Source organism: Paraburkholderia sp. BR10882 (assembly GCF_040948855.1).
GTDB lineage: Bacteria > Pseudomonadota > Gammaproteobacteria > Burkholderiales > Burkholderiaceae > Paraburkholderia > Paraburkholderia nodosa_A.
The window spans coordinates 373,063-399,533 of the sequence record NZ_JBFPKP010000006.1; the positions used below are offsets into that span (position 1 = coordinate 373,063).

23 protein-coding genes and 2 tRNA genes are annotated in these 26,471 nt (G+C 64.2%); 3 read left to right on the forward strand and 22 right to left on the reverse strand.

The features are described from left to right. Positions 1 to 89 precede the first annotated feature (89 nt). From xylF to xylA, 3 genes are all read right to left on the reverse strand, one after another. Complete coding sequence (gene xylF, locus AB3X99_RS18550) at positions 90 to 1,118, reverse strand: D-xylose ABC transporter substrate-binding protein (RefSeq protein WP_069268207.1); 1,029 nt, start codon at positions 1,116 to 1,118, stop codon at positions 90 to 92. A 195-nt stretch (positions 1,119 to 1,313) separates the two neighbouring features. Further along, complete coding sequence (gene xylB / locus AB3X99_RS18555) at positions 1,314 to 2,804, reverse strand: xylulokinase (RefSeq protein WP_368617730.1); 1,491 nt, start codon at positions 2,802 to 2,804, stop codon at positions 1,314 to 1,316. Positions 2,805 to 2,906: 102 nt separating this feature from the next. Then, on the reverse strand, positions 2,907 to 4,229 hold the full coding sequence (xylA, locus tag AB3X99_RS18560; RefSeq protein ID WP_342945937.1) for a xylose isomerase: 1,323 nt from the start codon (positions 4,227 to 4,229) through the stop codon (positions 2,907 to 2,909). 310 nt (positions 4,230 to 4,539) lie between these two features. Between xylA and AB3X99_RS18565 the strand changes: the two genes are divergently transcribed. Together AB3X99_RS18565 and AB3X99_RS18570 are read left to right on the forward strand one after the other, a co-directional pair. Continuing rightward, complete coding sequence (locus AB3X99_RS18565; RefSeq protein ID WP_368617731.1) at positions 4,540 to 5,751, forward strand: XylR family transcriptional regulator; 1,212 nt, start codon at positions 4,540 to 4,542, stop codon at positions 5,749 to 5,751. A 58-nt stretch (positions 5,752 to 5,809) separates the two neighbouring features. Then, positions 5,810 to 6,910, forward strand: a complete 1,101-nt coding sequence (locus AB3X99_RS18570) for an aldose epimerase family protein (protein WP_368617732.1) — start codon at positions 5,810 to 5,812, stop codon at positions 6,908 to 6,910. A gap of 16 nt (positions 6,911 to 6,926) precedes the next feature. Here the strand turns inward: AB3X99_RS18570 and AB3X99_RS18575 are convergent, their stop codons facing one another. The 3 genes from AB3X99_RS18575 to AB3X99_RS18585 form a co-directional block, all read right to left on the reverse strand. Beyond that, a complete protein-coding gene (locus tag AB3X99_RS18575) occupies positions 6,927 to 7,787 on the reverse strand; it encodes a 3-hydroxybutyryl-CoA dehydrogenase (RefSeq protein WP_368617733.1) in 861 nt (286 codons plus the stop codon). Positions 7,788 to 7,973: 186 nt separating this feature from the next. After that, positions 7,974 to 8,294 (reverse strand): DUF190 domain-containing protein, encoded by a 321-nt coding sequence (locus AB3X99_RS18580; protein ID WP_069268183.1) that lies wholly within the window; start codon positions 8,292 to 8,294, stop codon positions 7,974 to 7,976. Positions 8,295 to 8,402: 108 nt separating this feature from the next. After that, complete coding sequence (locus AB3X99_RS18585; protein WP_069268184.1) at positions 8,403 to 8,972, reverse strand: acyloxyacyl hydrolase; 570 nt, start codon at positions 8,970 to 8,972, stop codon at positions 8,403 to 8,405. A gap of 637 nt (positions 8,973 to 9,609) precedes the next feature. On the opposite strand from AB3X99_RS18585, the gene AB3X99_RS18590 reads away from it, so the two are divergent. Then, complete coding sequence (locus tag AB3X99_RS18590) at positions 9,610 to 11,013, forward strand: MFS transporter (RefSeq protein ID WP_368617734.1); 1,404 nt, start codon at positions 9,610 to 9,612, stop codon at positions 11,011 to 11,013. A 91-nt stretch (positions 11,014 to 11,104) separates the two neighbouring features. Here AB3X99_RS18590 and AB3X99_RS18595 read toward each other — a convergent pair whose 3' ends face one another. The 16 genes from AB3X99_RS18595 to AB3X99_RS18670 form a co-directional block, all read right to left on the reverse strand. Then, positions 11,105 to 12,043: a DMT family transporter gene (locus AB3X99_RS18595; protein ID WP_368617735.1), complete on the reverse strand. Its 939-nt coding sequence runs from the start codon at positions 12,041 to 12,043 to the stop codon at positions 11,105 to 11,107. Between the two features lie 247 nt (positions 12,044 to 12,290). Then, positions 12,291 to 12,367, reverse strand: a tRNA-Pro gene (locus tag AB3X99_RS18600). Between the two features lie 93 nt (positions 12,368 to 12,460). Beyond that, positions 12,461 to 12,859 carry a MerR family transcriptional regulator gene (locus tag AB3X99_RS18605; protein WP_368617736.1) on the reverse strand — a complete coding sequence of 133 codons (399 nt, stop codon included), beginning with the start codon at positions 12,857 to 12,859 and terminating at the stop codon, positions 12,461 to 12,463. A 127-nt stretch (positions 12,860 to 12,986) separates the two neighbouring features. Continuing rightward, positions 12,987 to 13,397: an integration host factor subunit alpha gene (locus AB3X99_RS18610; RefSeq protein WP_028204248.1), complete on the reverse strand. Its 411-nt coding sequence runs from the start codon at positions 13,395 to 13,397 to the stop codon at positions 12,987 to 12,989. Positions 13,398 to 13,488: 91 nt separating this feature from the next. Next, entirely contained in the window at positions 13,489 to 15,945 is a 2,457-nt protein-coding gene (gene pheT / locus AB3X99_RS18615) for a phenylalanine--tRNA ligase subunit beta (protein ID WP_368617737.1), read from the reverse strand. A 108-nt stretch (positions 15,946 to 16,053) separates the two neighbouring features. Beyond that, positions 16,054 to 17,067: a phenylalanine--tRNA ligase subunit alpha gene (gene pheS / locus AB3X99_RS18620; protein WP_069268188.1), complete on the reverse strand. Its 1,014-nt coding sequence runs from the start codon at positions 17,065 to 17,067 to the stop codon at positions 16,054 to 16,056. A gap of 223 nt (positions 17,068 to 17,290) precedes the next feature. Continuing rightward, positions 17,291 to 17,650 carry a 50S ribosomal protein L20 gene (rplT, locus tag AB3X99_RS18625; RefSeq protein WP_004192938.1) on the reverse strand — a complete coding sequence of 120 codons (360 nt, stop codon included), beginning with the start codon at positions 17,648 to 17,650 and terminating at the stop codon, positions 17,291 to 17,293. A gap of 30 nt (positions 17,651 to 17,680) precedes the next feature. Next, entirely contained in the window at positions 17,681 to 17,878 is a 198-nt protein-coding gene (gene rpmI, locus AB3X99_RS18630) for a 50S ribosomal protein L35 (protein ID WP_004191477.1), read from the reverse strand. Between the two features lie 290 nt (positions 17,879 to 18,168). Then, positions 18,169 to 18,690, reverse strand: a complete 522-nt coding sequence (gene infC, locus AB3X99_RS18635) for a translation initiation factor IF-3 (protein WP_083245567.1) — start codon at positions 18,688 to 18,690, stop codon at positions 18,169 to 18,171. A 50-nt stretch (positions 18,691 to 18,740) separates the two neighbouring features. Next, positions 18,741 to 20,648: a threonine--tRNA ligase gene (thrS, locus tag AB3X99_RS18640; protein WP_069268189.1), complete on the reverse strand. Its 1,908-nt coding sequence runs from the start codon at positions 20,646 to 20,648 to the stop codon at positions 18,741 to 18,743. 292 nt (positions 20,649 to 20,940) lie between these two features. Then, positions 20,941 to 21,017, reverse strand: a tRNA-Val gene (locus AB3X99_RS18645). 86 nt (positions 21,018 to 21,103) lie between these two features. Then, positions 21,104 to 23,353 carry a bifunctional (p)ppGpp synthetase/guanosine-3',5'-bis(diphosphate) 3'-pyrophosphohydrolase gene (locus AB3X99_RS18650; RefSeq protein ID WP_342945945.1) on the reverse strand — a complete coding sequence of 750 codons (2,250 nt, stop codon included), beginning with the start codon at positions 23,351 to 23,353 and terminating at the stop codon, positions 21,104 to 21,106. Between the two features lie 58 nt (positions 23,354 to 23,411). Continuing rightward, complete coding sequence (locus tag AB3X99_RS18655; protein WP_069268191.1) at positions 23,412 to 23,765, reverse strand: RidA family protein; 354 nt, start codon at positions 23,763 to 23,765, stop codon at positions 23,412 to 23,414. Between the two features lie 96 nt (positions 23,766 to 23,861). Continuing rightward, positions 23,862 to 24,755, reverse strand: coding sequence for an alpha/beta fold hydrolase (locus tag AB3X99_RS18660; protein WP_368617738.1), 894 nt, complete (start codon positions 24,753 to 24,755; stop codon positions 23,862 to 23,864). A gap of 170 nt (positions 24,756 to 24,925) precedes the next feature. Continuing rightward, positions 24,926 to 25,567, reverse strand: coding sequence for a CoA transferase subunit B (locus AB3X99_RS18665; protein WP_368617739.1), 642 nt, complete (start codon positions 25,565 to 25,567; stop codon positions 24,926 to 24,928). Between the two features lie 15 nt (positions 25,568 to 25,582). After that, entirely contained in the window at positions 25,583 to 26,302 is a 720-nt protein-coding gene (locus AB3X99_RS18670) for a CoA transferase subunit A (RefSeq protein WP_069268194.1), read from the reverse strand. Between the last annotated feature and the right edge of the window lie 169 nt (positions 26,303 to 26,471).

Here is a 26,471-nt window from a genome sequence, read left to right on the forward strand (position 1 = left end):
TGGTTACTCGCTGCGATGGCCCGCGCGCGACGCAGTGGCCACATTCGTGGCCACGCTCCTGGCGCGCGCGGGCCGTCAGGCCATAAGCGTTACTGGCTTGCCAGTTGCGCCTGCGTATAGAAGCCGTCCTTCACGACGACGTCCACGTTGCTCTTCGTGAGCAGCGTCGGCTGCAGCAGCACCGTATCGACCTTCTTCTTGCCGTTGTCGTACTGCGCGTTGTACGCCGGCTTCTGGCCCTTCGCCAGATCGACGGCGAGCTTCGCGGCTTCGCCCGCGATGAGCTTGAGCGGCTTGTAGACCGTCATGGTCTGCGTGCCCGCCACCACCCGCTTGACCGCTGCGAGGTCCGCGTCCTGGCCCGACACGGGCACCTTGCCCGCGAGATGCTGCGCGGCGAGCGCCTGGATCGCGCCGCCTGCCGTGCCGTCGTTCGAGGCGACGACTGCGTCGATCTTGTTGTTGTTCGCGGTGAGCGCGTCTTCCATGATGCGCAGCGCCGTCGACGCGCTCCACTCCGGCACCCACTGCTGGCCGACCAGCTTGATGTCGCCACGGTCGATGGCCGGCTTGAGGACCTTCAGCTGTCCTTCACGCAGCATCTTCGCATTGTTGTCGGTCGGCGCGCCGCCCAGCAGGAAGTAGTTGCCCTTCGGCTGTGCATCGTAGACGCCCTTCGCCTGGAGCTCGCCCACCTTCTCGTTGTCGAACGAGATGTACGCGTCGATGTCGGCGTCGAGGATCAGGCGGTCATACGAAACGACCTTGATGCCCGCCTTCTTCGCTTCGGCAACGACATTGGTGAGCGCCTTCGAATTGAACGGCACGATCACGATCACATCCACGCCGCGCGAGATGAGGTTTTCGATCTGCGAGACCTGACGCTCTTCGCTCGCGTCCGCCGACTGCACCGACACCTTCGCGCCCATCTTTTCCGCGGCGGCGACGAAGTAGTCGCGGTCGCGCGACCAGCGCTCGACACGCAGGTCGTCGATGCAGAAGCCGATCTCGGGGTGATCCTTGCTCGCGTGCGCGAGCGGTGCAGCAAGCGACAGGCTCGCGAGCACGGCCCCGCATACGAGCGAACTCAGAACCGAACGACGTTTGGCGAAATTCATGTCTCCATACTCCTCTTGATGCCGGTGCGCAGGCGCGCGCGAACGCGTCGCCGCCGCGGCGATGGTTATCAGGGTGCTGCCGATGTAAATGCGGAACACACGCGAAACAGCACAGCGTGCGGTATAACCGTAGGACGACTAATCAGCTGCACGACTACACTGGCCGTGCAGTTTTTTCTTCGCCGGCGCCGCTAGTCAGGCGCCGGTGGCGAAAACCGGTTCGAGCGCGCGATACAGCGCGCTAAAGGTTGGACGGCGCGCCTCGCGATACCAGGCGTGGCGTGCGGCGTCAGGTTCGCGAATCGCCAGCACGGGCGGCTGCGGGCACACGTCGTCGAGCGGCGCGCCCGGTTCGAGCGCGAGATGCGCGAGGCGCGCGGCGCCAAGGGCCGGCCCCACCTCGCCGCCTGCGCGCAACGTGAGCGCGCGGCCGCTGATATCGGCGAGCATCTGCGTCCACCACGCGCTGCGCGAGCCGCCGCCAATTACCGTGATCGTGTCCGGCACGAGCCCCGCCGCATGCAACGCATCCATGCCGTCGAGCAGCGCGAAGCCCACGCCTTCGAGCGTTGCGTTCGCCAGATCGGCGCGCGAGGTCTGCGGGGTCATACCGTAGAACACGCCCTTCGCGTTGACGTTGTTGTGCGGCGTGCGCTCGCCGCTCAGATACGGCAGGAACCACGGCCGGCGCGCGTCGCGCTCGGCGTTCGAGTTTGCCTCGGCGTCGGCGAGCAACGCGGCGACGCTTTCGTAACCCGTCAGTTGCGCCGTGAAGTCGAGGCAGCTGGCCGCGTTGAGCATCACCGACATCAGGTGCCACGTATGCGGCAACGCATGGCAGAAGCTGTGCACCGCGGAATCGGGATTGGCGAGAAAGCCGTCCGAAACTGCGAAATAGACACCGGAAGTGCCGAGCGAAAGCATCGCGTCGCCGGGCCGCACGATGCCCACGCCCACGGCGCCCGCCGCGTTATCGCCGCCACCCGCCACGACCGGGATTTCGCGCAGGCCGAATTGGCGCGCGAGTTCGGGCCGTAGCGTGCCGGTCACCTGGTTGCCTTCGAATACCTCCGGCATTTGGGCGCGCGTGAGGTCGCAGGCCGAGAGCAGCGTGTCGCTATAGTCGCGCTTCGCAATATCGAGCCACAGCGTGCCGGCGGCATCGGAGGGATCGGTGGCGAACACGCCCGTGAGCAGCCAGCGCAAATAGTCCTTCGGCAACAGCACGTGCGCGATGCGCGCGAAGATCTCAGGCTCGTGCTTGCGCACCCACAACAGCTTCGGCGCCGTGAAGCCCGGCATCGCGAGATTGCCCGCGATTGCGTGCAACTGCGGTACGGCGCGCTCCAGCTCGAGACATTCGGTATCCGAACGACCGTCGTTCCACAGTATGGCGGGACGCAGTACCTCGCCCTGCGCGTCGAGCAGCGTCGCGCCGTGCATCTGGCCGGTCAGGCCGAGCGCCTCGATGCGTGCGGGGTCGAAGCCGCGCCCGCGCGCCTCGTCGATGAGTGCGCGCAACGCGCTCTGCGTGGCGAGCCACCAGTCTTGCGGCGCCTGTTCGGACCAGCGCGGCTGCGGCCGGCTCACGGTGAGCGGCGCGCTCGCGCTGCCGAGCACATCGCCCGCGCGATCGAGCAGCACGGCCTTCACGCCCGACGTGCCGAGGTCGATACCGATGAACATGTCTCCGTCCTGATTTTTTGCGTCAGTTTGCCTTCAATCGCAAACGGCGCAATTGCGAATTTGACGGCGCGCGCTAATGATTTTTCGCGCGCCGTGGCACGGCTAGCGCTGGCCGTAGATGGCCTGGTTCACGACATTCTCGAGCCGCTCCTGCTGGCCGCTCGCGTGCTGCGGATTCATGCCGTGCGAGATTGCGTCGGCGGCGAGCGACGAGAGCGAATAGCCGCCCGCGAGAATCTTGCGGCCGAACTCGCTGTCCCAGCCCGCGTAGCGCTGGCTGCGGAACTGCTCGAGCCGGTCGTTTTCCACGAGCGCCGCACCGCGCTCGAGCGCCAGCGCGAGCACGTCGATCGCACCCACGTGACCATAGAACATGTCTTCCGGATCGCTGCTCGCGCGGCGCACCTTCGCGTCGAAGTTCATGCCGCCCGTGGTAAAGCCGCCGTGGCGCAGGATCTCGTAGAACGCGAGCGTCAGTTCTTCGACGCTGTTCGGGAACTGGTCCGTATCCCAGCCGTTTTGCGGATCGCCGCGGTTCGCGTCGACGCTGCCGAACACACCCAGCGCGAACGCGGTGGCGATTTCGTGGTGGAACGAGTGGCCTGCGAGCGTCGCGTGATTGGCCTCGATATTCACGCGGATTTCGTTTTGCAGACCGTATTGCGTGAGGAAGCCGTGCACCGTCGCAACGTCGTAGTCGTACTGGTGCTTGGTCGGCTCCTGCGGCTTCGGCTCGATCAGCAGCGTGCCGGTGAAGCCGGTGCGGTGCTTGTGCTCGACCACCATCGAAAGGAAGCGTGCGAACTGCTCGCGCTCGCGCTTGAGGTCGGTATTGAGCAGCGTGTCATAGCCTTCGCGGCCACCCCACAGGACGTAGTTCTCGCCGCCCAGCTTGCGCGTCGCGTCGAGCGCATGACATACCTGCGCGGCCGCGTAGGCGAAGACTTCGGGGTTGGGGTTGGTCGCGGCGCCGCCGGCGTAGCGCGGATTCGAAAACAGGTTGGCGGTGCCCCAGAGCAGTTTCACACCGCTCGCCTGCTGGCGCTCGCCGAGGTAGTCGACCATGCGCTTGAAGTTTTCCGTGTAGTCCTTCAGGTCCTTGCCTTCCGGAGCGACGTCGGTGTCGTGGAACGTGTAATAAGGCGTGCCTAGCTTCGAGAAAAACTCGAACGCCGCGTCGGCCTTCTGGTGCGCGCGTTCCATGGCGTCGCCGGGCTGCTGCCACGGGCGGTGAAACGCGCCCTGCCCGAAGATATCGTTGCCGGGCCAGACGAACGAATGCCAGTAGCACACGGCAATGCGCAGATGCTCCTCGAGCGTCTTGCCGAGCACCTTTTTGCTACGGTCGTAGTGATGGTACGCAAGCGGATTGTCCGACTGCGGGCCTTCGTATCGAATGGCGGGAATATGTTCGAAATACGACATGATGTCTCCAATGTTGTTGCAGCGCAGCGGCGCAGCGTGCATCCCTCTGTGTGACGCCATACTGCCCGCGACGCGCAAAGCGCGGCAATTGCGAAATTGCGTGAGACCTCTAACGTTTCCTGCCGACGGCCGCGACCGGTGCGCCCGCGAACCCGAATGTGGGCCTAAAATAACCGGACGCTTAAAATGACGCGCCGCAGGCGCCAGAGACATCGTAGCGCGGTGCACCTTGGCGCGCACCGCGCCCGAACTGGAGACATGGCGGTTTTCCGCCGGCGATCCGCGCCGGGCGAACAACCGCCGACCCGACATGACCCGTGCCCCCGCTTCCCAGACACCCCACCGGATCGCGCTGCTGTTCAACGCGAATAAGGTGTACGACCGCGAGATCATTGCGGGGATTGGCCACTATCTGCGCTCCACGCGCGTCGCATGGGATCTCTTTCTCGAGGAAGACTTCCGCTGTCGCCTCGCGGGCATCGAACGCTTCGACGGGGACGGCATCATCGCCGACTTCGACGACCCCGACGTGGCCGACGCCCTGCGCGGCTGCCCGCTGCCGGTGGTCGCCGTGGGCTCGTCATTCGAAGACGCCGCCCAGTACCCGGCCGAAGTGCCCTATATCGCGACCGACAACCGCAAACTGGTCTCGCTGGCCTGGACGCATCTGATCGGTGCGGGCCTGCCGAACCTCGCGATGTACAGCCTGCCCGTCGCGCAGGAAAACCGCTGGGCGCAGGAGCGCGAACTGGCGTTCCAGGCGCTCGCCCGCGAAGAGGGCGTACAGGCGCCGATCTACCGCGGCCAGGCCACCAGCGCCAGCGCCTGGAACCAGGCCATCGAGCAGTTGAGCGTCTGGCTGCACAGCCTGCCCAAGCCCGTGGGCGTGATCGCCGTGACCGACGCACGGGCGCGGCATTTGCTCCAGGCGTGTCTGATTCACGGCATTGCCGTGCCCGAGCAGGTGGCGATCATCGGCATCGACAACGATCCGCTCACCCGCACGCTCACGCGCATTCCGCTCTCGTCAGTCATCCAGGGCACGGAGGAAATGGGCAAGACCGCCGCGCACTTGCTGCACCAGATGCTGCGCGGTGCACGTTTTCCGGGCCAACGCATTCTGGTGCCGCCCGTCGGCATCAACGTGCTCGAATCGACCCGCCACGAGCCGCTGTCGAGCCCGCATGTCATGCGTGCGCGCCACTTCATCCGCCAGTACGCCTGCCAGGGCATCAAGACCGAGCAGGTGGCCGACTATGTCGGCGTATCGCGCTCGTCGCTGGAAGACTATTTCCGGCGTGAACTGCAATGCACGGTCCACCAGGAAATCCTGCGCCACAAGCTCGACGCCGCCAAGGCGATGCTCGCGAGCCGCGACGCCTCGAGCGCGGAGGTGGCGATCCGCTGCGGATTCACGTCGCTGCAGTACATGTATGCCGTATTCCGGCGCGAACTGGGATGCACGCCGCGCGAATATCAGGACAGTGTCGCGAACGCTTCGGGCCCACGCCTGTCCACTTGATGAAGCGGCTTCGGCCATCCCGGACAAACACGCTTTCTTCATACGTTCCCTTCACCTCATGAACACTCTTGCTGCCCATCTGACCTCCGAACCGTGGGGCGCCCTGCCCGGCGGCGACGCCGTGCGGCTCTACACGCTGCGCAACGCGCAGGGCATGAAGGTGACAGTCAGCGACCTCGGCGCCACGCTCGTTTCATGGCTCGCGCCCGATCGCGCCGGCCGCCTCGCGGATATCCTGCTCGGCCACGACACGCCAGCGGACTATCTCGCCGCCACCACGTACATGGGCGGTCTGGTGGGACGCTGGGCCAACCGCATCGCCGGTGCGCATTTCACGCTGGACGGCATCGACTATCCGCTCGATCGCAACGAGAACGGCAATCTGCTGCACGGCGGCGCGAACGGCTTTCATCGGCAGATGTGGCAGGTGGAAGAGGATCGGGGCTCGCTGGTGCTGCGACTCGACTCTCCCGAAGGCGACGGCGGCTTTCCGGGCAACGTGAGCGTGCAGGTGCGCTACGCGCTCGACGACGACGGCACGCTGACGCTCGAATACGAGGGCGTGACCGATGCGCCTACGCCGCTCAATCTCACGAGCCACGGCTATTTCAACCTCTCCGGCGAGGCGAGCCCGGACATTCGCGGCCACGTGCTGACGATCGACGCGGACGCGTTCCTCGAAGTCGACCCGCAGTTGATTCCCGCGCGCATCGCCGACGTCTCGGGCAGCGCCTTCGACTTCCGCCATGGCGCGCCGCTCGGCGCGCGGCTCGACTGGCCGAACGCCCAGCTCGAGCGCGCACGCGGTTTCGACCACTGCTACGTGCTGCGCGCACCCGAGAGCACGGCAGGCACGCTGCACGCCGCGCCGGGGCGATGGCCGGTGCGGCCGGTGGCGCGCGTCTACGAGCCGGGCAGTGGACGCGAGCTTGCCGTCTCGACCGACCAGCGCGGCCTGCAGCTTTATACGGGGAATTATCTGGAGGGACAGCCGGGACGCCGGGGCGCGACGTGTGCGCGCTATGCGGGGCTGTGCCTCGAAGCGGGCGGCTTCCCGAACCAGATCAACATGGAAGCGCCCGCCTGTGACGAAGTGGTGCTGCAGCCCGGCAAGACCTATCGGCAGGTCACGCAATACCGCGTAAGCGTGCTCGCCTGAAGCCGGGCGCCAGGCCTTACGACACCTTGTCGTACTGATACACGCCGCGGCCGGTCTTGCGGCCGAGCTGGCCCGCCGCGACCATCTCGCGCAGCAGTGGGCACGCACGATACTTCGAGTCGCCGAAGTCCTTCAGAAACACGTCCATCACCGAAAGACACACGTCGAGGCCGATCAGGTCCGCCAGCGCGAGCGGGCCGATCGGATGATTGGCGCCGAGCTTCATGCCGGCGTCGATTTCCTCGGCGCTCGCAATGCCATCCGCGAGCACGAAGAACGCTTCGTTGATCATCGGCACGAGAATGCGGTTCACCACGAAGCCCGGCGCGTTTTTCACGGCGATCGGCGTCTTCTCGAGGCGCAGCGCCATTTCGCGCACCGACTCGGCGACCTCCGGGCGCGTCTGCAGGCCGCGGATCACCTCGACGAGCGGCATCATCGGCACCGGGTTGAAGAAGTGCATGCCGATGAAGCGCGACGGGTCGGCAAGCGTGGTCGCGAGGGCCGTGATCGAGATCGACGAGGTGTTCGACGCAACGATCGCGTCGGGGCGGGCCGCGGCTTCGATCTGCTTGAGAATGCGCGTCTTGAGCTCGGCGTTCTCGGTCGCCGCCTCGATTACGAGATCGACGCTCGCGAGGCGCTGATAGTCGGTGGTCGTTTCGATGCGTGCGAGCGCGGCGTCGCGCGCGCCGGCTTCGAGCTTGCCCTTCGAGACGAGCCGCTCGAGGCTATGGGTGAGCGTGGCGACGCCCTTGGCGAGCGCCGCATCGGTGACGTCGATCATCACCGCCTTGAGCCCCGCCACGGCCACGGCCTGGGCGATGCCGTTGCCCATCGTGCCTGCGCCCACGATCCCTACCGATTCGATTGCCATGCCTCGTCCTCACTCCTTGTCTGCGACTCCGGCGTGTCGCTATGGAAAATGCCGGTCGTGCGGCGCAATGCGTGGTGCACCGCACCAATACCCACAGTGTAACGGGTTGCGGGCATCGACTGGCGCCCGCGTGACGGGGAGGACCTGCGGCGAAGCGCCTGCGCGGCGGCGTGAAGACCCTGCCGGTCAAGCGCCGGCGAGGCGGCCGTACTCGATTGGTGTGCGCGTATAGAAGAGTTCGACGCCGCCCGCTTCGAGCGTGACGAGGAGCGCGTCGATAGAGGGCTCGTCGGCGACGATCAGCACCACGGCGGGCTCGTCGGCCAGATCGAAGAAGTGGGCGGCGTGCATCTTTCCGTGGGCGTCGAGGCCTTCGTAGCCTTCCAGCACGGTGATGCCGAAGACGCCCTGCGCACGCGCGGCGTCGATGATCCACGCGACCGCCGACTTGTGGCCCTTCTTGTGCTTGCGGCTCGTATAGAGCGTGAGTTGACTGCCTGCGGGCATGGGACCTCCATGCAGTCGGAAATCCAGTCATTGAGCGCCGCGCGACAGGCGGCATGCAAAAAAATTCTAGCACGCGTCCTGACAGACGCCGGGGTGCCCGCTGGCACCCTAGAAGTTGTACTGGAAGTAGATCTGACTGAAGTTCGTACCCGGATTCGGCGCCTTGATATCGGCGTTCGACAAATGCTGGAAGCGGAACCCGGCCTGATAGTTGCCGTGCTCGCCGAACTGCGCACCAACACCGACCATGTCGACGAACTGGAAGGACGTCGACGTCGCGCGATCGGGCGTCTGCCGGACGTGCGAGAGAAAGTGAAAGCCCACGCCCGCCTCGATGAAGGGCTTGAACCAGCCGCTGTCCTTGATGAAGCGAAAAACGGGCGTCACGCCGTATTCCCAGATATGCGAGTAGACGGCGTCCGGCGCATTCAGCTTCCAGTAGGCGACATGTGCTTCACCAACCAGCGTGAAGTGATACCCGCCGATGTGCCACCACTGCAGGCCCGGATCCCACACCAGGCCGAGGTCGAGCTTTTTCACGTCGTGGTCCGCTACGCCCGCTCCAAGCTGCACGCCAAACGTGTTGTCCGCCTGCGCGCCGGCGGCGCCGAGGGCGCACAGCGCGGTGAGCGCCCAACGCACTGCATGAGCGTGCCAGACGAATCTTCTTACTTTCATAGCTTTCCCCGATTCGATCGATTCAGCATGACGCCATGCATCGGGCACAACCACGATTCGCGCAGGTTCGGCACCCGCACAAATCCCATACGAAATGCACTACGCGCTTGTCACCTGGACAGAACAAATAGCATCACGCCCCAATGTTCACTAATGACTGGCGCACATATGAGAGCGAAGTTTAGCGTCGAAAAATCGAACACGCTCGCTGGCGAGCCAACAAATCGCGCCACTGCAAGGCCCTGTGGCTTCAAAATGACTGACTGCCAGCTTTCAGTTTCGATTATTGAGGCGAATAAATGGTGCTCATCGATTATTGACGGAAGGATTTGCGAAATAGGACTCACCTCGTTACCGAATCCGTCTCAATTACGAGCTTTAGATTTACCGGGCATTCAGATCTCTGAATAACGATTTTCAGACTTGCTGGTCGTCCCGATATCCCTCTGCGTAAAACCGGCATGGCGCCTGGACCCGGGTATTCCCGAACTTCGCGGAATGCGCTGCGCAGCTGTACCCAAATTGAGGACAGACAGCGCGCAGGCGCCTCGCATAATCCGCGTGAATTGTGATCCGCGGCAAACAACAACGTCATAACCCTTGCCACGCTCACGTCCCGGTGCTTAGGAGGAGACACATGAGCCCAATCCCGCAAGGGCATGCTTCGCGCGTGCCGCAAACGTCCGCGCAGGCACAGTCAAACTGCGCAGCCGCCACCGAACAAGTCACGCGCAAGGTCTCGCGCCATTTGCTCGGCTTCTTGTTCCTGCTGTTCGTCGTCTCGTTCCTCGACCGCATCAACATCGGCTTCGCGGGCCTGACGATGATGAAGGACCTCGGCCTGTCGAGCACGCAGTTCGGCTTTGCCACCACCCTCTTCTACGTCGCCTATATCGCGTGCGGCATTCCGGGCAATCTGATGCTCGCGCGCGTCGGTGCGCGCCGCTGGATCAGCTTCATCATGATTGCGTGGGGCCTCGCCTCCACCGCGACGATGTTCGCCACCAACGCCACCACGCTCTACTGGCTGCGCATGCTGGTTGGCGTGACCGAGGCAGGCTTTCTGCCCGGCATGCTGCTCTATCTCACCTGCTGGTTCCCGAGCGCGTGGCGCGCCCGCGCCAACGCGCTCTTCATGATCGCGATGCCCGTGACGGCCGCGCTCGGCTCCGCGGTCTCGGGCTTCATCCTCAAACTCGACGGCCATGCGGGACTCGCCGGCTGGCAATGGCTGTTCGTGCTCGAAGGCATGCCGGCCGCACTGCTCGGCTGCGTGGCGTTCTTTTATCTCGACGACACGCCGCGCGCCGCGCGCTGGCTCAGCGCGCAAGAAAAGCGCACGCTCGAAGCCGCGCTCGCCGAGCCGTCCGAGGCCCTCGCTGCGCCTACGGCGCAAGCAGCGAGCGAGCGCAGCCTCTGGCAGCAACTGCGCTCGCCCGTGGTCCTGCGCTTCGCGGCGGCGTACTTCTGCCTCGTCAATACGCTCGCGATGGTCGCAGTATGGGCACCGCTGATCGTGAAGGGCTTCAGCGCCGGTGCGAGCAACGTCACCGTGGGCCTCGTCGCGACGATTCCGCAGATCGTCACCATCGTCGCGATGATCGTGTGGGGGCGCCGCTCGGACCGTCGTCAGGAACGCAAATGGCACCTCGCCGCGCCCATGCTGCTCTCCGGGCTCGGCTGCGTGCTGACGGCGCAAGGCGGCGCGCCGCTCGTGCAGTTGCTTGGCGTGTGCCTCGCATCGGCGGGGTCGTACACGGCGATGTCGATCTTCTGGACCACGCCCGATCAGGCGTTCACGCCGCAGGCGCGCGCAGTGGGTATCGCCGTGATCAATGCGATCGGCAATATCAGCTCGGCGGCGAATCCGCTCGTGGTCGGCTGGCTCAAGGACGCGACGCACAGCTATGCCGCGGGGCTCATCTATTCCGCGGTGCTGCTCGTGCTGGGGGCGGTGATCGTCGCGACGTTGCCGATCGGGCGCGCTGGCCGCAGCGATCGGGAGAAGGAAGTGAAAGCCGTGCCTCGCGCGGCGGCTTGAGCGAACTTCAGAATGCAAATCGCGCGACGGTGAGCGTCACGCGATTTCGTTAAACCGGCGCGCAAGGCAGTGCGTTACGCGCCCTACGCTGCTAGCGTTCCGCGCCTGCGCCGCTGCGGCGCGCGGTGAATCCCGGCAAGCGCTTCACGAAGCCGGTGGCAAGCGCGGTGCCCACAAGAATCGCCGCGCATGCCTCGACCATGCCCATCGACACGCGCTCGCCGAGAAAGAGCGCGCCCCACAGAATGCCGAAAATCGGGATCACGAACGTCACCGTGATCGCGCGCGCCGGGCCCACCGCTGCGATCAGGCGGAAGAACAACAGATACGCGATACCCGTGCACGCCACGCCAAGGCCGAGCACTGCACCCCACGCATGCAGCGAGATGGGCGTAGCCGGCCAGGTTGCCACGGCGAACGGCGCGAGTACGAGCGTCGCACCCGTCATCGTCCCGGCAGCGACCGTGAGAGGATCGACGCCCGTGAGATGGCGCTTCGTGTAGCTCGCGGCAACGCCGTACAGCGCCGCAGCAACGAGCGCCGCGAGGGCGGCAAGCGCGGCGCTGATGGATGATGCGCCGTCGCCGGCGTGCGTGACGACCTGATCCCACACCAGTGCGAGCACGCCCGCGAAGCCGATCGCGAGACCGACCACGCGCAGGCCACTCAAACGATCCTTGAGCCACACATACGCGACGACCGCGCCCCACAGCGGCGTGGTCGCGTTGATCACAGACGTGACGCCCGCGGAGAGCGTGAGTTCGGCCCACGCGAAGAGGCAGAACGGCGCGGCCGAATTGAGGATGCCGACAATGAAAAGCGGCCACGCGCGTTCGCGCAGCGTGCCGAGCGCCTCGCGCGCGGGGCGGCGTGAAAACAGCACGAGCAGCAGGAACAGCGCGCCGATGCCGACGCGCAACGCCATCAACGGCGCGACGCCGAAGTCGGTCACGCCGACGCGGATGAACAGAAACGACCCGCCCCACAGGGCGGCGAGGAGGACCAGTTGCGCGAGTTCGATCGGGTTCATGTGAGGTGGCGCTGAGTGAGCACGGGTTTGCGCGCGGGCGCGCGATTGCACGAATCACCGGCGCGAAGGTATGCGTATCGTAAGGCGAGCGGCACGCGCCGTATAACGAAGGATTCTCACCGATATGTGAGAAAAATTAACAGCCGGATCTTGCGGTCTCGTTCGTGTGCTTTCTGTGCTTCTTGTTTTTTCGCGGTGCACAAAAGACAAAGCCCGCGTAATCTTTCGACTACGCGGGCTCTATTTCTGGTCGGGGCGAGAGGATTTGAACCTCCGACCACCTGCACCCCATGCAGGTACGCTACCAGGCTGCGCTACGCCCCGAGAGCTAGAAAGTATAACAGAGAGTTTCCCTAATTAGAACCGCTTCGCACGTAATTCGTGAACGACTCACATGCATGCCTTCAGCGGGGTGTTTCAGCGCCCGAGCAGATCGAGCACATGCAGCAATTCCTTGCGCAACTGATCGACGTCCACGAGGGCGGTCGTGCCTTCGGCAACTGGTGCCCCCACGGCTTCGGCCTGCCCCGCTTCGTCGACTGCCGCCCCATGCGAGTCGAGCCGATTGCGCGCGCCGTTGATCGTGAACCCCTGCTCGTAGAGCAGTTCGCGAATGCGACGGATCAGCAATACCTCGTGATGCTGGTAATAGCGACGATTGCCGCGCCGCTTCACCGGCTTCAACTGCGTGAACTCCTGCTCCCAATACCGCAGTACGTGAGGCTTCACGCCGCACAGCTCGCTCACCTCGCCAATGGTGAAGTAGCGCTTGGCGGGTATGGGAGGCAAGACGACCTTTTCGCTTGTCGATGTCATCGCCGGGTTGCCGTCGTGGGGGTTGCGCAATGAGGCGTCGCCGCCTGGGTCCTTGAAGTCCGCTATTTCTACTTATACGTTCACGCCCGCCAGATTGCCACCAGCGCGGGCAAACAACCTCAACGCATCAACGCGGGAAGCTCGCCTCGGCACCGCTCTCCACGAGCGCCTTCAACTTCTGGCTCGCATGGAACGTCACCACGCGACGCGCCGCGATGGGTATCGCCTCGCCCGTCTTCGGGTTGCGGCCGGGTCGTTGCGGTTTGTCGCGCAACTGAAAATTACCGAAGCCGGACAGCTTCACGCTGTCGCCGCTTTCAAGCGCGTCGCGAATCACTTCGAAGAAGGCTTCGACCATGTCTTTCGCTTCGCGCTTGTTGAGACCGACGTTGTCGAACAGCAGCTCAGCGAGTTCGGCTTTCGTCAGCGTGGGCGTGTCGTTCGTGGCGCTTGCCGACGAGGCAGGAATGTCGCGAATCATGGCGCTACGCTGTGCCGCAAGAAGGGCTTCGAAATCACTCGAGTTCATTTCGTTCATCTATCTATGCAATGGCGCGCTGCCGGTTGCGGGGTTGACTTGCCACCTCGCAAACCGGAAGCCGATGTCGGTACGTGAAGAGCCGAGAAGCTTATCCGCGCAACCGGGCGCCATACACTCGAGCCAGGCGATCCACCAGGGACTTGATGGCCGTATCGACCGTTTCGTCCTGAAGGGTTCCGCCAGTATCTTGCAGGGTCACCCGGAAGGCAAGGCTTTTCTCGTCCGCGCCAAGTCCGGAAGTATTTGATTTTGCACGAAATTCATCGAACAGCGCAACCCTCTGCACAATCCGGCAAGGCTCGTCTTGCATGCCCTTCTGGAACTCGTCGAGCAGCGCTTGCACCTCGATCTTTTGATCGACAACGAGAGCGATGTCACGGCGGACCGGCGGGAATTTCGAGACTTCGCCAGGCGTCGGCAGTTCGCGCGCCATCAGTGCGTCGGCCTCGACCTCGAAGAGCATCGGTGCATGCGGCAGGTCGTACTTCTGCATCCAGCGCGGATGCAGCTCGCCGATCCAGCCCACGGCACGGCCATCGACTTCGATGCGTGCGCCACGTCCCGGGTGCAGCGCGGGGTGCTCTGCCTTCACGAAACGCGGCGTCTTCGCGGCGCCGAGCGATGCGAACAACGCTTCGAGATCGCCCTTCACGTCGAAGAAGTCCACGCCGCGCGTCTGCGCGCCCCACTGCTCTTCGAGCGCGGGACCGTACGCGAGCGCGCCGATCATCTTCGGTTGTGCGAAGCCTTCCACCGTCATCTCGCTCGCCTTGATCGACGGATCGTGCAGGAACACGCGGCCCGCCTCGAACACGCGCACGCGGTCGGCGCGGCGGTTGAGGTTGTGGCGCAGCACGTTGACGAGGCTGCCGAACAGCGTCGTGCGCATGACCGAGAGCTGGTTCGCGATCGGGTTCAGCAGCTTCACGGGATTCGCGTTGCCCGCGAAGTCCTGTTCCCATTCGGCATCGACGAAGCTGAAGTTGATCGTCTCGGCGTAGTCGCGCGCGGCGAGCGCGTGGCGAATGGCGTGGATCGAACGGCGCGTTTCGTGGGTCGCGCGCATTTCGCTGCGCGCCACCGGCGGCAATGCCGGAATCTTTTCGAAGCCGTAGATACGCGCGACTTCCTCGATCAGGTCTTCTTCGATCTCGATGTCGAAGCGGTACGGCGGCGGCGTGACGATGAAGCTCTCGTCGCCCGCGTTGTCAACGCTGCGCGTGAACGCGAGGCCGAGGCGCGTGAAAATCTGCGCGATCTCGTCGGCACTGATCTTCACGCCGATGATGCGGTTCGCGCGCGCCACGCGCATTTTCACCGCTTCGCGCGTAGGCACGTTCACGGTTTGATCGTCGATCGGGCCGGCTGCGCCGCCGCAGATATCGAGGATCAGCTGCGTGATGCGCTCGATGTGCTCGACAGTCGTCGACCAGTCCACGCCGCGCTCGAAGCGATGGCCTGCATCGGTCGAGAAGTTGTAGCGGCGCGAGCGGCCACGAATGCTGTCCGGCCACCAGAAGGCGGCTTCGAGATAGATGTTCGTGGTGTCGAGCGTGACGGCCGTGCTGTCGCCGCCCATGATGCCCGCGAGGCTTTCGATCTCGCGGTCGTCGGCGATCACGCCAACCGTTTCATCGACTTCGACGGTGTTGCCGTTGAGCAGCCTGAGCGTCTCTCCTTTACGGCCCCAGCGCACGTCCATCGAGCCGTGGATCTTGTCGAGATCGAACACGTGCGACGGGCGGCCCAGTTCGAGCATCACGTAGTTCGAAATATCGACGAGCGCCGAGATGCTGCGCTGGCCCGAACGCTCGAGGCGCTCGACCATCCACATCGGCGTCTTCGCGTGCGCGTTCACGCCGCGGATCACGCGGCCCGAGAAGCGGCCGCACAGGTCCGGCGCCGAGATCTTCACGGGCAGCTTTTCATCGAGCTTCACTTCGACCTTCGGATACACGGGCGCCTGCAGCGGCGCGCCGGTGATCGCGGCCGTTTCGCGCGCGATGCCATACACCGAAAGGCAATCGGCCTTGTTCGGCGTGAGCTTGATTTCGAAGATGGTGTCGTCGAGATTGAGCGCTTCGCGGATGTCCTGGCCGATCGGCGTGTTTTCCGGCAGGATCATCAGGCCGCTGTGGTCTTCCGAGAGCTTCAGTTCACGCGCGGAGCACAGCATGCCCTGGCTTTCCACGCCACGCAGCTTCGAGAGCTTGATCGCGAAAGGCTTGCCGCCTTCTTCGGCGGGCGGCAGCTCGGCGCCCACGAGCGCCACGGGCACCTTGATGCCGGGCGCGACGTTGGGCGCGCCGCATACGATCTGCAGCGTCGCGCCGGTGCCGGCATCGACTTGCGTGACGTTGAGCTTGTCCGCGTCCGGGTGCTTGACGACTTCGAGCACACGGCCCACGACGATTTTCGTGGTGGGGGGCGCCGCCGGGCTCAGGCCTTCGACTTCGAGGCCGGCCATGGTGAGCGCGTGGGCCAGTTCATCGGTCGTGAGCTTCGGATCGACAAAGCTTCTCAGCCAGGATTCGGGGAATAGCATTTGGTTTTACGTTCCAGACAGATTGTGACCGTCGCGTAGGCGGATGCTCGCGCACCTTCTACAGGTGCTGCGTCCGCCTCGCGCACTGCAAGCGAATGCGTCGCCGCTCTACGCGAACTGACGCAAAAAGCGCAGATCGCCTTCGAAGAACAGGCGCAGGTCCTGCACGCCATAGCGCAGCATCGTCAGGCGTTCGAGGCCGCTGCCGAACGCAAAGCCGATGTAGCGCTCCGGGTCGAGGCCCATGTTGCGGATCACGGTCGGATGCACCTGGCCCGAGCCCGAGATCTCGAGCCACTTGCCGGCGTTCTTGCCTTGCTCGAACATCATGTCGATTTCGGCCGACGGCTCCGTGAACGGGAAGTACGACGGACGGAAGCGCACCTGAATGTCGTCACGTTCGAAGAACTTCTTGAGGAAGTCCGTGTAGACACCCTTCAGGTCTGCGAAGCTGATGTTCTCTTCGATCCACAGGCCTTCGACCTGATTGAACATCGGCGAGTGCGTGGCGTCGCTGTCCACGCGATACGTGCGGCCCGGCACGATCACCTTGATGGGCGGCGTGTGCGTGCGCGCGTAGCGCACCTGCATCGGACTCGTGTGCGTGCGCAACAAAAGCTGACGGCCATCGGCGTCCTTGCCGTCCACGTAGAACGTGTCCTGCATGGAGCGCGCCGGATGGTTCTCCGGGCTGTTGAGCGAGGTGAAGTTGTACCAGTCGGTTTCGATCTCCGGACCGTCGGCCACGTCGAAGCCGATCGAGCCGAAAATGCGCTCGACGCGTTCCCACGTCTGCATCACGGGGTGCAGGCTGCCCGTGCCCGTGCCGCGGCCCGGCAGCGTGACGTCGATCGCCTCGGCGGCGAGACGCTGGTTCAGGAGCGCGTCCGCGAGCGCCTGGCGGCGCGCGGTGAGCGCGGCTTCCACTTGCTGCTTGACGGCGTTGATGCGCGCGCCTTCGGTCTTGCGCGTTTCCGCGTCGAGCTTGCCGAGACCCTTGAGCAGTTCGGTCAGCGCGCCGGACTTGCCGAGAAAGCGGGCCTTTTCGTTTTCAAGCGTGTTGACGTCGGGGGCGGAGGCGAACGCGCTTTGCGCGTCGGCGACAATCTGGTCCAGATCCATTGATCCCATCTTTTCAGCGTCAGAGTTTGAGACTTGGAGCCTCTCCGCGCTCACGGCACGCCATGATGACGCCTGGCAATGACGGCGCGAAGACACTCCATGAAGCGGCGCAAGAAGCGTAATTACCAACAAAAACGGGGCTCGGTGAGGAGCCCCGTTTTTGTTGCAGCATCACCGAGACTACCGGAATGTCTGCTGCAACGAACCTGCGCAATACCTGCTATCAGGCAGCGACGGCGGCCTTCACCTGCTTGACGATCGCAGCAAATGCAGCCTTGTCGAACACAGCCATGTCAGCCAGAACCTTGCGGTCGAGTTCGATCGAAGCCTTCTTCAGGCCGTTGATGAACACGCTGTAGGTCATGTCGTGCTGACGCACCGCCGCGTTGATACGCGTGATCCACAGTGCGCGGAACACACGCTTCTTGTTGCGGCGATCGCGATAGGCGTACTGGCCCGCGCGCATGACCGCCTGCTTGGCGATGCGATAGACGTTATTGCGACGGCCGCGGTAACCCTTGGCCAGGTTGATGATCTTCTTGTGGCGGGCCCGTGCGGTAACCCCACGTTTGACTCGAGGCATGTTTCGCTCCTATGAGTTATCGGTTGAGGATTACGCGAACGGCAGCATTGCGCGCACGGAGTTCAGATCGGAATCGTGAACGGCCGTTGCACCACGCAGATGACGCTTGTTCTTGGTGGTCTTCTTCGTCAGGATGTGACGCTTGAAGGCTTGACCGCGCTTGACGGTACCGCCCGGACGAACCACGAAGCGCTTTGCAGCGCTCTTCTTGGTCTTCATCTTCGGCATGACAGACAACTCCATTATTTGATGGACATGGGTGTGCGGTTGGCGCAGTGTTCACACACCTTGCCGGGACTCCGCCCTTCGAAACCCACTCCACTTGTTTTGGCGACTGGCTGGCTTTTGAAAACAAGCTCGCCGCCGCTTCCAGGAAAAACGCCCGTTTGCCGCACTTCACGTGCAGCGCGCGGGCGCCGTTCCGGAACCTGCTTGCCGCCTCCTGCGCCTGGGCGCCGAAGACGTCATTGAAAACTGCATGTTGACCGCCGCGCAGGTCGAACCGCGCGGCACGCCAGTTACTTCTTCTTCTTGGGCGAGAGCACCATGATCATCTGGCGCCCTTCCATCTTCGGCATTTGCTCGACCTGACCGACTTCTTCGAGGTCGGTGCGCAGGCGCTCGAGCATACGCATACCGATTTCCTGGTGGGCCATTTCGCGGCCCCGGAAACGCAACGTGATCTTCGTCTTGTCGCCATCGTCGAGGAAGCGGATGAGATTACGCAACTTGACGTTGTAATCGCCATCGTCTGTACCCGGGCGGAATTTGACTTCCTTGACCTGGATGACCTTCTGCTTGAGCTTGGCCTCGTGCTGCTTCTTCGATTCCTGGTACTTGAACTTGCCGTAGTCCATGAGGCGGCACACGGGAGGCACCGCCTGCGGGGCAATTTCAACCAGATCGACGTCCTGCTGTTCCGACATGCGGAACGCATCGGCCAGTTTTACGATGCCGAGCGGCTCGTTCTCGATTCCGACGAGACGCACCTCGGGTGCAGTGATTTCACCGTTGATGCGATGCGACTTATCCGTAGCGATGTTACGTTTCCTCTAAAAATTAAAAAAACGAGCCGCGCTGCCGCAGTGGCTTACCTGAACGTCTTGATGTCTTCCGCAAGACGCGCTGTAAAGGCATCGACGGGCATGACACCCAGATCGACGCCGCCACGGGCACGCACGGCTACCGTTTGTGCTTCACGCTCCTTGTCGCCGACGACAAGCAGGTATGGGACCTTCTCAAGCGTGTGCTCGCGTATTTTATAGCTAATTTTCTCGTTGCGCAAATCGGCCACCACTCTAAGCCCTTGTTTTTGCAACGATTGGACCAGATTCGCGGCATATTCGGCCTGACTTTCCGCGATATTCATCACAACGGCCTGCACCGGAGCGAGCCACGGCGGCATCGCGCCGGCATGGTGCTCGATCAGAATCCCGAGGAAGCGCTCCATCGAACCGAGGATGGCCCGGTGCAGCATGATCGGGCGGCGTCGGCTGTTGTCCTCGGCCACGTACTCGGCGCCAAGGCGCTCCGGCAGGACCATGTCCAGCTGCAGCGTGCCGCACTGCCACGAGCGGCCGAGCGCGTCCTTGATGTGGTACTCGACCTTCGGACCGTAGAACGCGCCCTCGCCCGGCAGTTCTTCCCACTGCAGACCGCAGGCCGTGAGCGCCTCGCGCAGGCCCTGCTCGGCGCGATCCCACGTCTCATCCGTCCCCGCGCGCGAATCCGGGCGCAGCGAGAGCTTGATGTCGATGTGATCGAACCCGAAATCCTTGTAAATGCTCATCGCCAGCGTGTTGAAGGCGATCGACTCGCTGATGATCTGATCTTCCGTACAGAAGATGTGCGCATCGTCCTGGACGAAGCCGCGCACGCGCATGAGGCCGTGCAGCGCGCCCGACGCCTCGTTGCGGTGGCACGAGCCGAACTCCGCGTAGCGCAGGGGCAGATCGCGGTACGAGCGCAGGCCATGGTTGAACACCTGGACGTGGCCCGGGCAGTTCATCGGCTTGATCGCGTAGTCGCGCTTTTCCGACTCCGTCGTGAACATGTTTTCACGATAGTTCTGCCAGTGACCCGACGCTTCCCAGAGCGAACGGTCCATGATCATCGGCGTCTTGATTTCGTCGTAGCCGGCCAGGCGCAGGCGGCCGCGCATGTACTGCTCGACCTGCTGCCAGAGCGTCCAGCCCTTCGGGTGCCAGAACACCATGCCCGGCGACTCGTCCTGCATGTGGAACAGGTCGAGCTGCTTGCCGAGCTTGCGGTGGTCGCGCTTTTCGGCCTCTTCGAGCATGTGGAGGTACTGATCCTGGTCTTCCTTCTTCGTCCAGGCCGTGCCGTAGATGCGCTGCAGCTGCTCGTTCTTCGAGTCGCCGCGCCAGTAGGCGCCCGCGACCTTCATGAGCTTGAAGACCTTCAGTTTGCCCGTGGACGGCACGTGCGGGCCGCGGCACAGGTCCGTAAAACCGCCGTGCGAGTACAGCTTGATTTCCTGGTCGCCCGGAATCGACTCGATGATCTCGGCCTTGTACTTCTCGCCGATGCTCTTGAAGTAGTCCACGGCTTCGCCGCGCGTGACGACGCGGCGCGACACCGGCTCGTCCTTCTTCGAGAGTTCCTGCATGCGCTTTTCGATCTTCTCGAGATCTTCGGGCGTGAAGGGACGGTTATAGGCGAAGTCGTAATAGAAACCGTTGTCGATGACCGGTCCGATCGTGACCTGCGCTTCCGGATACAGCTCCTTCACCGCGTAGGCGAGCAAGTGCGCCGTCGAGTGACGGATGATGTCGAGGCCGTCGGCGTCCTTGTCCGTGACGATGGCGAGCGATGCGTCGCGATCGATCAGCGTCGACGTATCGACCAGTTCGCCGTCGAGCTTGCCGCCGAGCGCCGCCTTGGCGAGGCCGGGGCCAATCGAAGCCGCCACTTCGGCGACCGTGACGGGATGATCGTACTGTCGAACCGAACCGTCGGGCAGACGTATCGCAACCATGTTTTTCTCCAGAAGTGCCGCGCAGGCACATCGTATTGTTCGTGGGGAACAGACCGCGGAAAACTTCGCAGCGAAAAAAAATGCGGCCCCGCTTTCGAGGGGCCGCATTCACTTTTCAAACCTGACTGCAGAGGCGAAAGAGGTCCTCGACTAGCGTCGCTCCGAAGTAGTTTCGGTAAACGTTCGCGGTGTCATAACCGTATTCGCCTTATGGCTGCTTCCTTTGCAGGCGCAGCGCGCTGTGTGCATTTACTGCCTTGAGCCCCCGGCAAAGCCAGGGATTCGATTTCGTTGGTAGGCTCGATTGGACTCGAACCAACGACCCCCACCATGTCAAGGTGGTGCTCTAACCAGCTGAGCTACGAGCCTGAAGAAGGAAGATTATATGAAGTAGCCGCAGACTTGGCAAGCATTTTTTGCAGCGCGGCAATCTTTGCCTGCCTCGTGTGGCCGCCTCAGCCCCTGCGCGACGCCCGCTGCACTCCGCCCACCTCACCGAGCAGCACGCAGGCGCGCTGGATCTGCGCCGAACTCGACACTTCCACCGTGAACTGCATGTACGCCGCATTGCGGCGAGACTGCGTCTTCACGCCGATCACGTTCATCTTCTCGCGCGCGAACACTTCGGAGATGTCGCGCAGCAAACCCTGGCGGTCGGTCGCCTCGATCGAGATGTCGACCGGGTAGACCGACTGACCGCGCCCGCCCATCACGTCGGCGGACCACGTGGTGTGCAGCACGCGCTCGGGCGCGCGGGCGGCCATGCGCCGGAAGGTCGGGCAGTCGCTGCGATGGATCGACATGCCCTTGCCGCGCGTGACGAAACCGCTGATCGCGTCGGGCGGCGCGGGCCGGCAGCAGCGCGCGAGCTGCGTAAGGAGCGCGTCCACGCCCACCACCAGCACGCCCGACGATCCGCCATGCGCGACGTTCGCGCCGCTCGCGCGCTTGGTGAGCTGCTCGGGCGTCTCCTCTTCGGGCTCGGCCGCGGGCGCGTCGTGCAGCGCGTGCTCGACGTTGCGCAGGCTGAACTCTTCCTTGCCGACCACGCTGAAGAGATCGTCGGGCGACTTGAAGCCCAGCTTGGCCGCGAGCTGATCGAGACTGACCGACGTGCGGCCCTCGCGCTGCAGCGTCTTTTCCACCATCGCGCGGCCGTTGGCGATGTTTTCCTGCGCCTCGATCGCGTTGAACCACGCGCGGACCTTCTGGCGCGCACGCGGGCTCTGGAGATAACCGAGCTGCGGATTGAGCCAGTCCCGCGACGGGCCGCCCTCTTTCACCGAGACGATTTCGACCGTCTGGCCGTTGCGCAGCTGGGTGTTGAGCGGCACCATCGCGCCGTCCACGCGCGCGCCGCGGCAGCGATGGCCCAGTTCGCTGTGCAGGTGATAGGCGAAGTCGAGCGGCGTTGCGCCCTGCGGCAGCGCGATCACGCGCGCCTGGGGCGTGAGGACGTAGATGTGGTCGTCGTCGAGGGTGGCCTGGCGCAACTGCTCCCACGGCTGGCGCCCATCCGACACATCGTCCTTCCACGCGAGCAGCTGGCGCAGCCACGCGATCTTCTCGTCGTAGCTGCTGCTCGCGCTGAACTGGCCGCCGTAGCCCTTCGCACCGGCTTCCTTGTAGCGCCAGTGCGCGGCCACGCCGTATTCGGCGAACTGATGCATCTCGTGCGTGCGGATCTGCACTTCGAACGCGCGGCCGTCGTCGCCGATCACGACCGTATGCAGCGAGCGATAACCGTTGGGCTTGGGCCGCGAGATGTAGTCGTCGAATTCCCTAGGCACCGGCTGCCAGAGGTTGTGCACGATGCCGAGCACCGTGTAGCAATCCTTGATGTCGGGCACGATCACGCGGAACGCGCGCACGTCGTAAAGCTCGGAGAAGTCGATCTCCTTGCCGCGCATCTTCTTCCAGATGCTGTAGATGTGCTTGGGCCGCCCGCTCACCTCGGCCTGGATATGCGCAGCGGCAAGCTCGCTCTGCAGCCGCGCGATCGCCTCGGACACGTAGCTCTCGCGCTCCACGCGCTTTTCGTCGAGCAGCTTTGCGATGCGCTTGTAGGTATCGGGCTCCTGGAAGCGGAACGCGAGGTCTTCGAGTTCCCACTTCAGTTGCCAGATGCCGAGGCGGTTGGCGAGCGGTGCGTAGATTTCGAGCGTCTCGTGCGCGATCTCGGGCGCAGGCTTGATCTTCGCCGCCGCATAAAAGCGCAGCGACTGCAAACGCGACGCGAGCCGGATCAGCACGACGCGAATGTCCTGCGCGAACGCGAGCAGCATCTTGCGCAGCGACTCGACCTGCGCGCGCCGCGCCGCCTGGGCGTCGCGACTTTCGCGACCCGCTTCGGGCACGGCGTGCTGCGCCGCGCGCAGGCTCACGGTGCCGAGCCGCAAGAGCTTGCGCACGTCGAACACGAGCTTCGCGACTTCCGCGCCGAAGCGCGCTTCGAGCGCGCCTTCCGGATCGTCGAGATGCGGCGCGAGATTGAAGAGCGCCGCGGCAAGCACCGCAGGCGGGTCGACATTGAGCCGGCTCATGATGACTGCCGTGCCCTGCGCATGCTCGATGAGCGGCTCGCCCGTGGAAAGACGTGCGTCGCCGGCGTGCTCGCGCACGAACGCAAGCGCGTCGTCGAGCGACGGCAGCGCGCCGGGATCGGCGGTAACCGCGGGGGAAGGAGGAACGGTGTCGCTACTCATGAGGCGATGCCCACCGGCTTGCCGGACGGGCGACAACGAAAAGGATCAAACCAGCTGCTCAATCGCGCTGCGCAGCCACCACGACGATCTCGACCAGGCATTCCGGATTCGCGAGCTTCGCTTCGACCGTCGCGCGCGGCGGCGTCGCGCCTTGAGCAACCCACTTGTCCCACTCGGCGTTCATGCCGGGGAAATCCTTCATGTCGGCGATATAGATCTGCACCGAGAGCAGCAGCGACTTGTCGCTGTTCGCCTCACCCAGCAGACGGTCGATGTGGCCGAGCACTTCGCGCATCTGGCCGCCGATGTCTTGCGTCGTGTCTTCGGCGATCTGGCCAGCCAGGTAGACGGTGCCATTGTGGATGGCGGTTTCCGAGAGACGCGGGCCAACGTGGTGACGAATGACTGCCATGAAAATTCCTGTTGAGAAGTGAAAAACGGTCGACTTCCGGACCGGCACGATCCGGTGCGCATCGGCGCGCGCCGGAATATGCCGGCCAATCTCATATTATGACGCGCGAAGGGCCTCGCCGTCGAAGAAACGGCGCGCGATCGCGAGCTGGTCGGGCGCGAGGAAGGCCGGCGCGTGCCCGACGCCCTCGATTTCGACGCTCGATACCTGGCGCCCGGTCGCGACCATCTTTTCGACGGTTTCACGCGAAAGCAGGTCCGAAAGCGCGCCGCGCACGACGAGCACAGGCCCTTCGAACGCAGCGAGCGAGCGCCACAGGAACTTCTCGCCCTCCTCGTTCTGCTCGGGCGTGAGCGACTTGAAGGGCTCCGCAATGCGCGGGTCGTACCGGTAGCGCCACTTGCCTTCCACTTCATGCAGCAACGGCGTATTGATCTCGCGCCATTCATCGGCACTCAGCGGACCGAACGAGGCCGCGAGAAGCGCCGCGTTGTCGATGCCTTCCTGGAGCGTAGCGAAAGACCCGCCTTGCCCGACGTACTCGCCGATGCGCGCGAGCGACGCGGGTTCGATATGCGGCCCGACGTCGTTGAGCAGCATGCGGCCGATGGGCGCGCCCGGCAGCCCCGCGAGCGCCATGCCGATCAGGCCGCCCATCGACGTGCCGAACCAGTCCACCTTCTCCACGCCGGTGCGCGCGATCAACGTCACCATGTCGGCCACATACTGCGCGACGCCGTAGCCGCGCGGGTCGAGCAGCCGCGATGACAGCCCCCGCCCTGCCACGTCGGGGCACACGACACGATACCGGTCGGCCATCGCGGCCGCGAAGCGGTCGAAGTCGCGCCCCGAGCGCGTGAGTCCATGCACGCACACGAGCACGCGCGGGTTGGCGGGGTCGCCCCACTCGGTGTACGCGATGCGGTGCAGGCCCGCGGGACTGAGACACTGGACGTATTGCTGGCGCGGCACTGCGGTCGATTCGGTCATCGCGGAATCCTCGCTCGAAGGCGCATCAAGGCTTTCGGCCGATTGTAAACGGCTTTGCCGCACGGCATCGTCGGTCAAGCCGCACGCGGACCGTGCGCAAGCCATGCGCAAAAACGAAACGGGCGAGACCGAAGTCTCGCCCGCCGCCAATCGTGCTTACGCGACGACGTTCAGCCCACGGCGCTCACGTCGAGCGGTGCGCCGGTCTTCGCCTTGATCTCGTCGATCGTGACGCCCGGTGCGAGTTCGGTCACCTTCAGACCCGCATCGCTCACTTCCATCACGCCGAGGTCGGTGATGATGAGATCGACCACGCCCACGCCCGTCAGCGGCAAGGTGCAGGCCTCGAGGATCTTGTGCTGGTCGCCCTTCGCGACGTGCTCCATCAGCACGACCACGCGGCCGACGCCCGCCACGAGGTCCATCGCGCCGCCCATACCCTTGATCATCTTGCCGGGGATCATCCAGTTGGCCAGGTCGCCCTTCTCGCTCACCTGCATCGCACCGAGGATAGCCAGGTTGATGTGGCCGCCGCGAATCATCGCGAACGAGTCCGCGGACGAGAAAATCGACGAACCCGCCAGCGTTGTCACAGTCTGTTTGCCGGCGTTGATCATGTCGGCGTCCACTTCCTCTTCGGTCGGGAACGGGCCGATGCCGAGCAGGCCGTTTTCCGACTGCAGCCACACTTCCATGCCCGCGGGCACATGGTTGGCCACGAGCGTGGGCAGCCCGATGCCGAGGTTCACGTAGAAGCCGTCCTGCAGTTCCTTCGCCGCGCGCGCGGCCATTTCGTCACGATTCCAAGCCATGGTCGGTCTCCTTCCTCAGTTGCCCGCGGGTTTGCCAGCTGCGGCGCGCACGGTGCGTTGTTCGATGCGCTTTTCCGGGTGCGCGTTGAGCACGATGCGCTGCACGAAGATGCCCGGCGTATGAACGGCGTCCGGATCGAGTGCGCCGTTCTCGACGATCTCTTCCACTTCCGCCACGGTGATCTTGCCCGCCATCGCGCACATCGGGTTGAAGTTGCGCGCCGTGCGGCGGAACACCAGGTTACCCGACTTGTCGGCCTTCCATGCCTTCACGAGCGCGACGTCTGCCGTGAGCGAATGCTCGAGCACATAGTGCTTGTCGCCGAACTGGCGCGTTTCCTTGCCTTCGGCGATCAGCGTGCCGAAGCCGGTATTCGTGAAGAACGCCGGGATGCCGGCGCCGCCCGCGCGCAGCTTTTCAGCCAGCGTGCCTTGCGGCGTGAATTCGAGTTCGAGTTCGCCCGACAGATACTGGCGCTCGAATTCCTTGTTCTCGCCCACGTAGGAGGAGATCATTTTCTTGATCTGGCGCGTCTCCAGCAGCAGGCCGAGGCCGAAGCCGTCCACGCCTGCGTTGTTGCTGATGCAGGTGATGCCCTTCACGCCCGTATCGCGCAATGCGGCGATCAGGGCTTCGGGAATGCCGCACAGCCCAAAACCGCCAACCGCGAATGTCTGGCCGTCCTTGACGATGCCCTCGAGCGCGGCAGCCGCGCTTTTATAGACCTTGTTCATCAGTGTGTCCCTTCCTCGAATGGAAATCCGCCAATCCGGTTTGTCGCGCGGACGTCTGGCGCGTCCGGATGTTCAATTCTAGTCATGCCCCGGCGGCGCTGCCGTGAAGCCGGCAGCCCGGCCGGGCCGTGCGCACGGGCCCAAACGAGCCGCGCGAGCCTGGAAAACT

Excerpts from the sequence above, each read along its gene's own strand:
- AB3X99_RS18660 (WP_368617738.1), bottom strand. The coding sequence starts at position 24,755 with ATGACCGAATCGACCGCAGTGCCGCGCCAGCAATACGTCCAGTGTCTC.
- AB3X99_RS18665 (WP_368617739.1), bottom strand. The coding sequence starts at position 25,567 with ATGGCTTGGAATCGTGACGAAATGGCCGCGCGCGCGGCGAAGGAACTG.
- AB3X99_RS18610 (WP_028204248.1), bottom strand. The coding sequence starts at position 13,397 with ATGAACGAAATGAACTCGAGTGATTTCGAAGCCCTTCTTGCGGCACAG.
- AB3X99_RS18605 (WP_368617736.1), bottom strand. The coding sequence starts at position 12,859 with ATGACATCGACAAGCGAAAAGGTCGTCTTGCCTCCCATACCCGCCAAG.
- AB3X99_RS18650 (WP_342945945.1), bottom strand. The coding sequence starts at position 23,353 with ATGAGTAGCGACACCGTTCCTCCTTCCCCCGCGGTTACCGCCGATCCC.
- rplT (WP_004192938.1), bottom strand. The coding sequence starts at position 17,650 with ATGCCTCGAGTCAAACGTGGGGTTACCGCACGGGCCCGCCACAAGAAG.
- pheS (WP_069268188.1), bottom strand. The coding sequence starts at position 17,067 with ATGGATCTGGACCAGATTGTCGCCGACGCGCAAAGCGCGTTCGCCTCC.
- AB3X99_RS18575 (WP_368617733.1), bottom strand. The coding sequence starts at position 7,787 with ATGGCAATCGAATCGGTAGGGATCGTGGGCGCAGGCACGATGGGCAAC.
- thrS (WP_069268189.1), bottom strand. The coding sequence starts at position 20,648 with ATGGTTGCGATACGTCTGCCCGACGGTTCGGTTCGACAGTACGATCAT.
- AB3X99_RS18580 (WP_069268183.1), bottom strand. The coding sequence starts at position 8,294 with ATGCCCGCAGGCAGTCAACTCACGCTCTATACGAGCCGCAAGCACAAG.
- rpmI (WP_004191477.1), bottom strand. The coding sequence starts at position 17,878 with ATGCCGAAGATGAAGACCAAGAAGAGCGCTGCAAAGCGCTTCGTGGTT.
- AB3X99_RS18670 (WP_069268194.1), bottom strand. The coding sequence starts at position 26,302 with ATGAACAAGGTCTATAAAAGCGCGGCTGCCGCGCTCGAGGGCATCGTC.
- xylF (WP_069268207.1), bottom strand. The coding sequence starts at position 1,118 with ATGAATTTCGCCAAACGTCGTTCGGTTCTGAGTTCGCTCGTATGCGGG.
- AB3X99_RS18565 (WP_368617731.1), top strand. The coding sequence starts at position 4,540 with ATGACCCGTGCCCCCGCTTCCCAGACACCCCACCGGATCGCGCTGCTG.
- AB3X99_RS18595 (WP_368617735.1), bottom strand. The coding sequence starts at position 12,043 with ATGAACCCGATCGAACTCGCGCAACTGGTCCTCCTCGCCGCCCTGTGG.
- xylA (WP_342945937.1), bottom strand. The coding sequence starts at position 4,229 with ATGTCGTATTTCGAACATATTCCCGCCATTCGATACGAAGGCCCGCAG.
- xylB (WP_368617730.1), bottom strand. The coding sequence starts at position 2,804 with ATGTTCATCGGTATCGACCTCGGCACGTCGGGCGTGAAGGCCGTGCTG.
- AB3X99_RS18655 (WP_069268191.1), bottom strand. The coding sequence starts at position 23,765 with ATGGCAGTCATTCGTCACCACGTTGGCCCGCGTCTCTCGGAAACCGCC.
- pheT (WP_368617737.1), bottom strand. The coding sequence starts at position 15,945 with ATGCTATTCCCCGAATCCTGGCTGAGAAGCTTTGTCGATCCGAAGCTC.
- AB3X99_RS18585 (WP_069268184.1), bottom strand. The coding sequence starts at position 8,972 with ATGAAAGTAAGAAGATTCGTCTGGCACGCTCATGCAGTGCGTTGGGCG.
- AB3X99_RS18590 (WP_368617734.1), top strand. The coding sequence starts at position 9,610 with ATGAGCCCAATCCCGCAAGGGCATGCTTCGCGCGTGCCGCAAACGTCC.
- AB3X99_RS18570 (WP_368617732.1), top strand. The coding sequence starts at position 5,810 with ATGAACACTCTTGCTGCCCATCTGACCTCCGAACCGTGGGGCGCCCTG.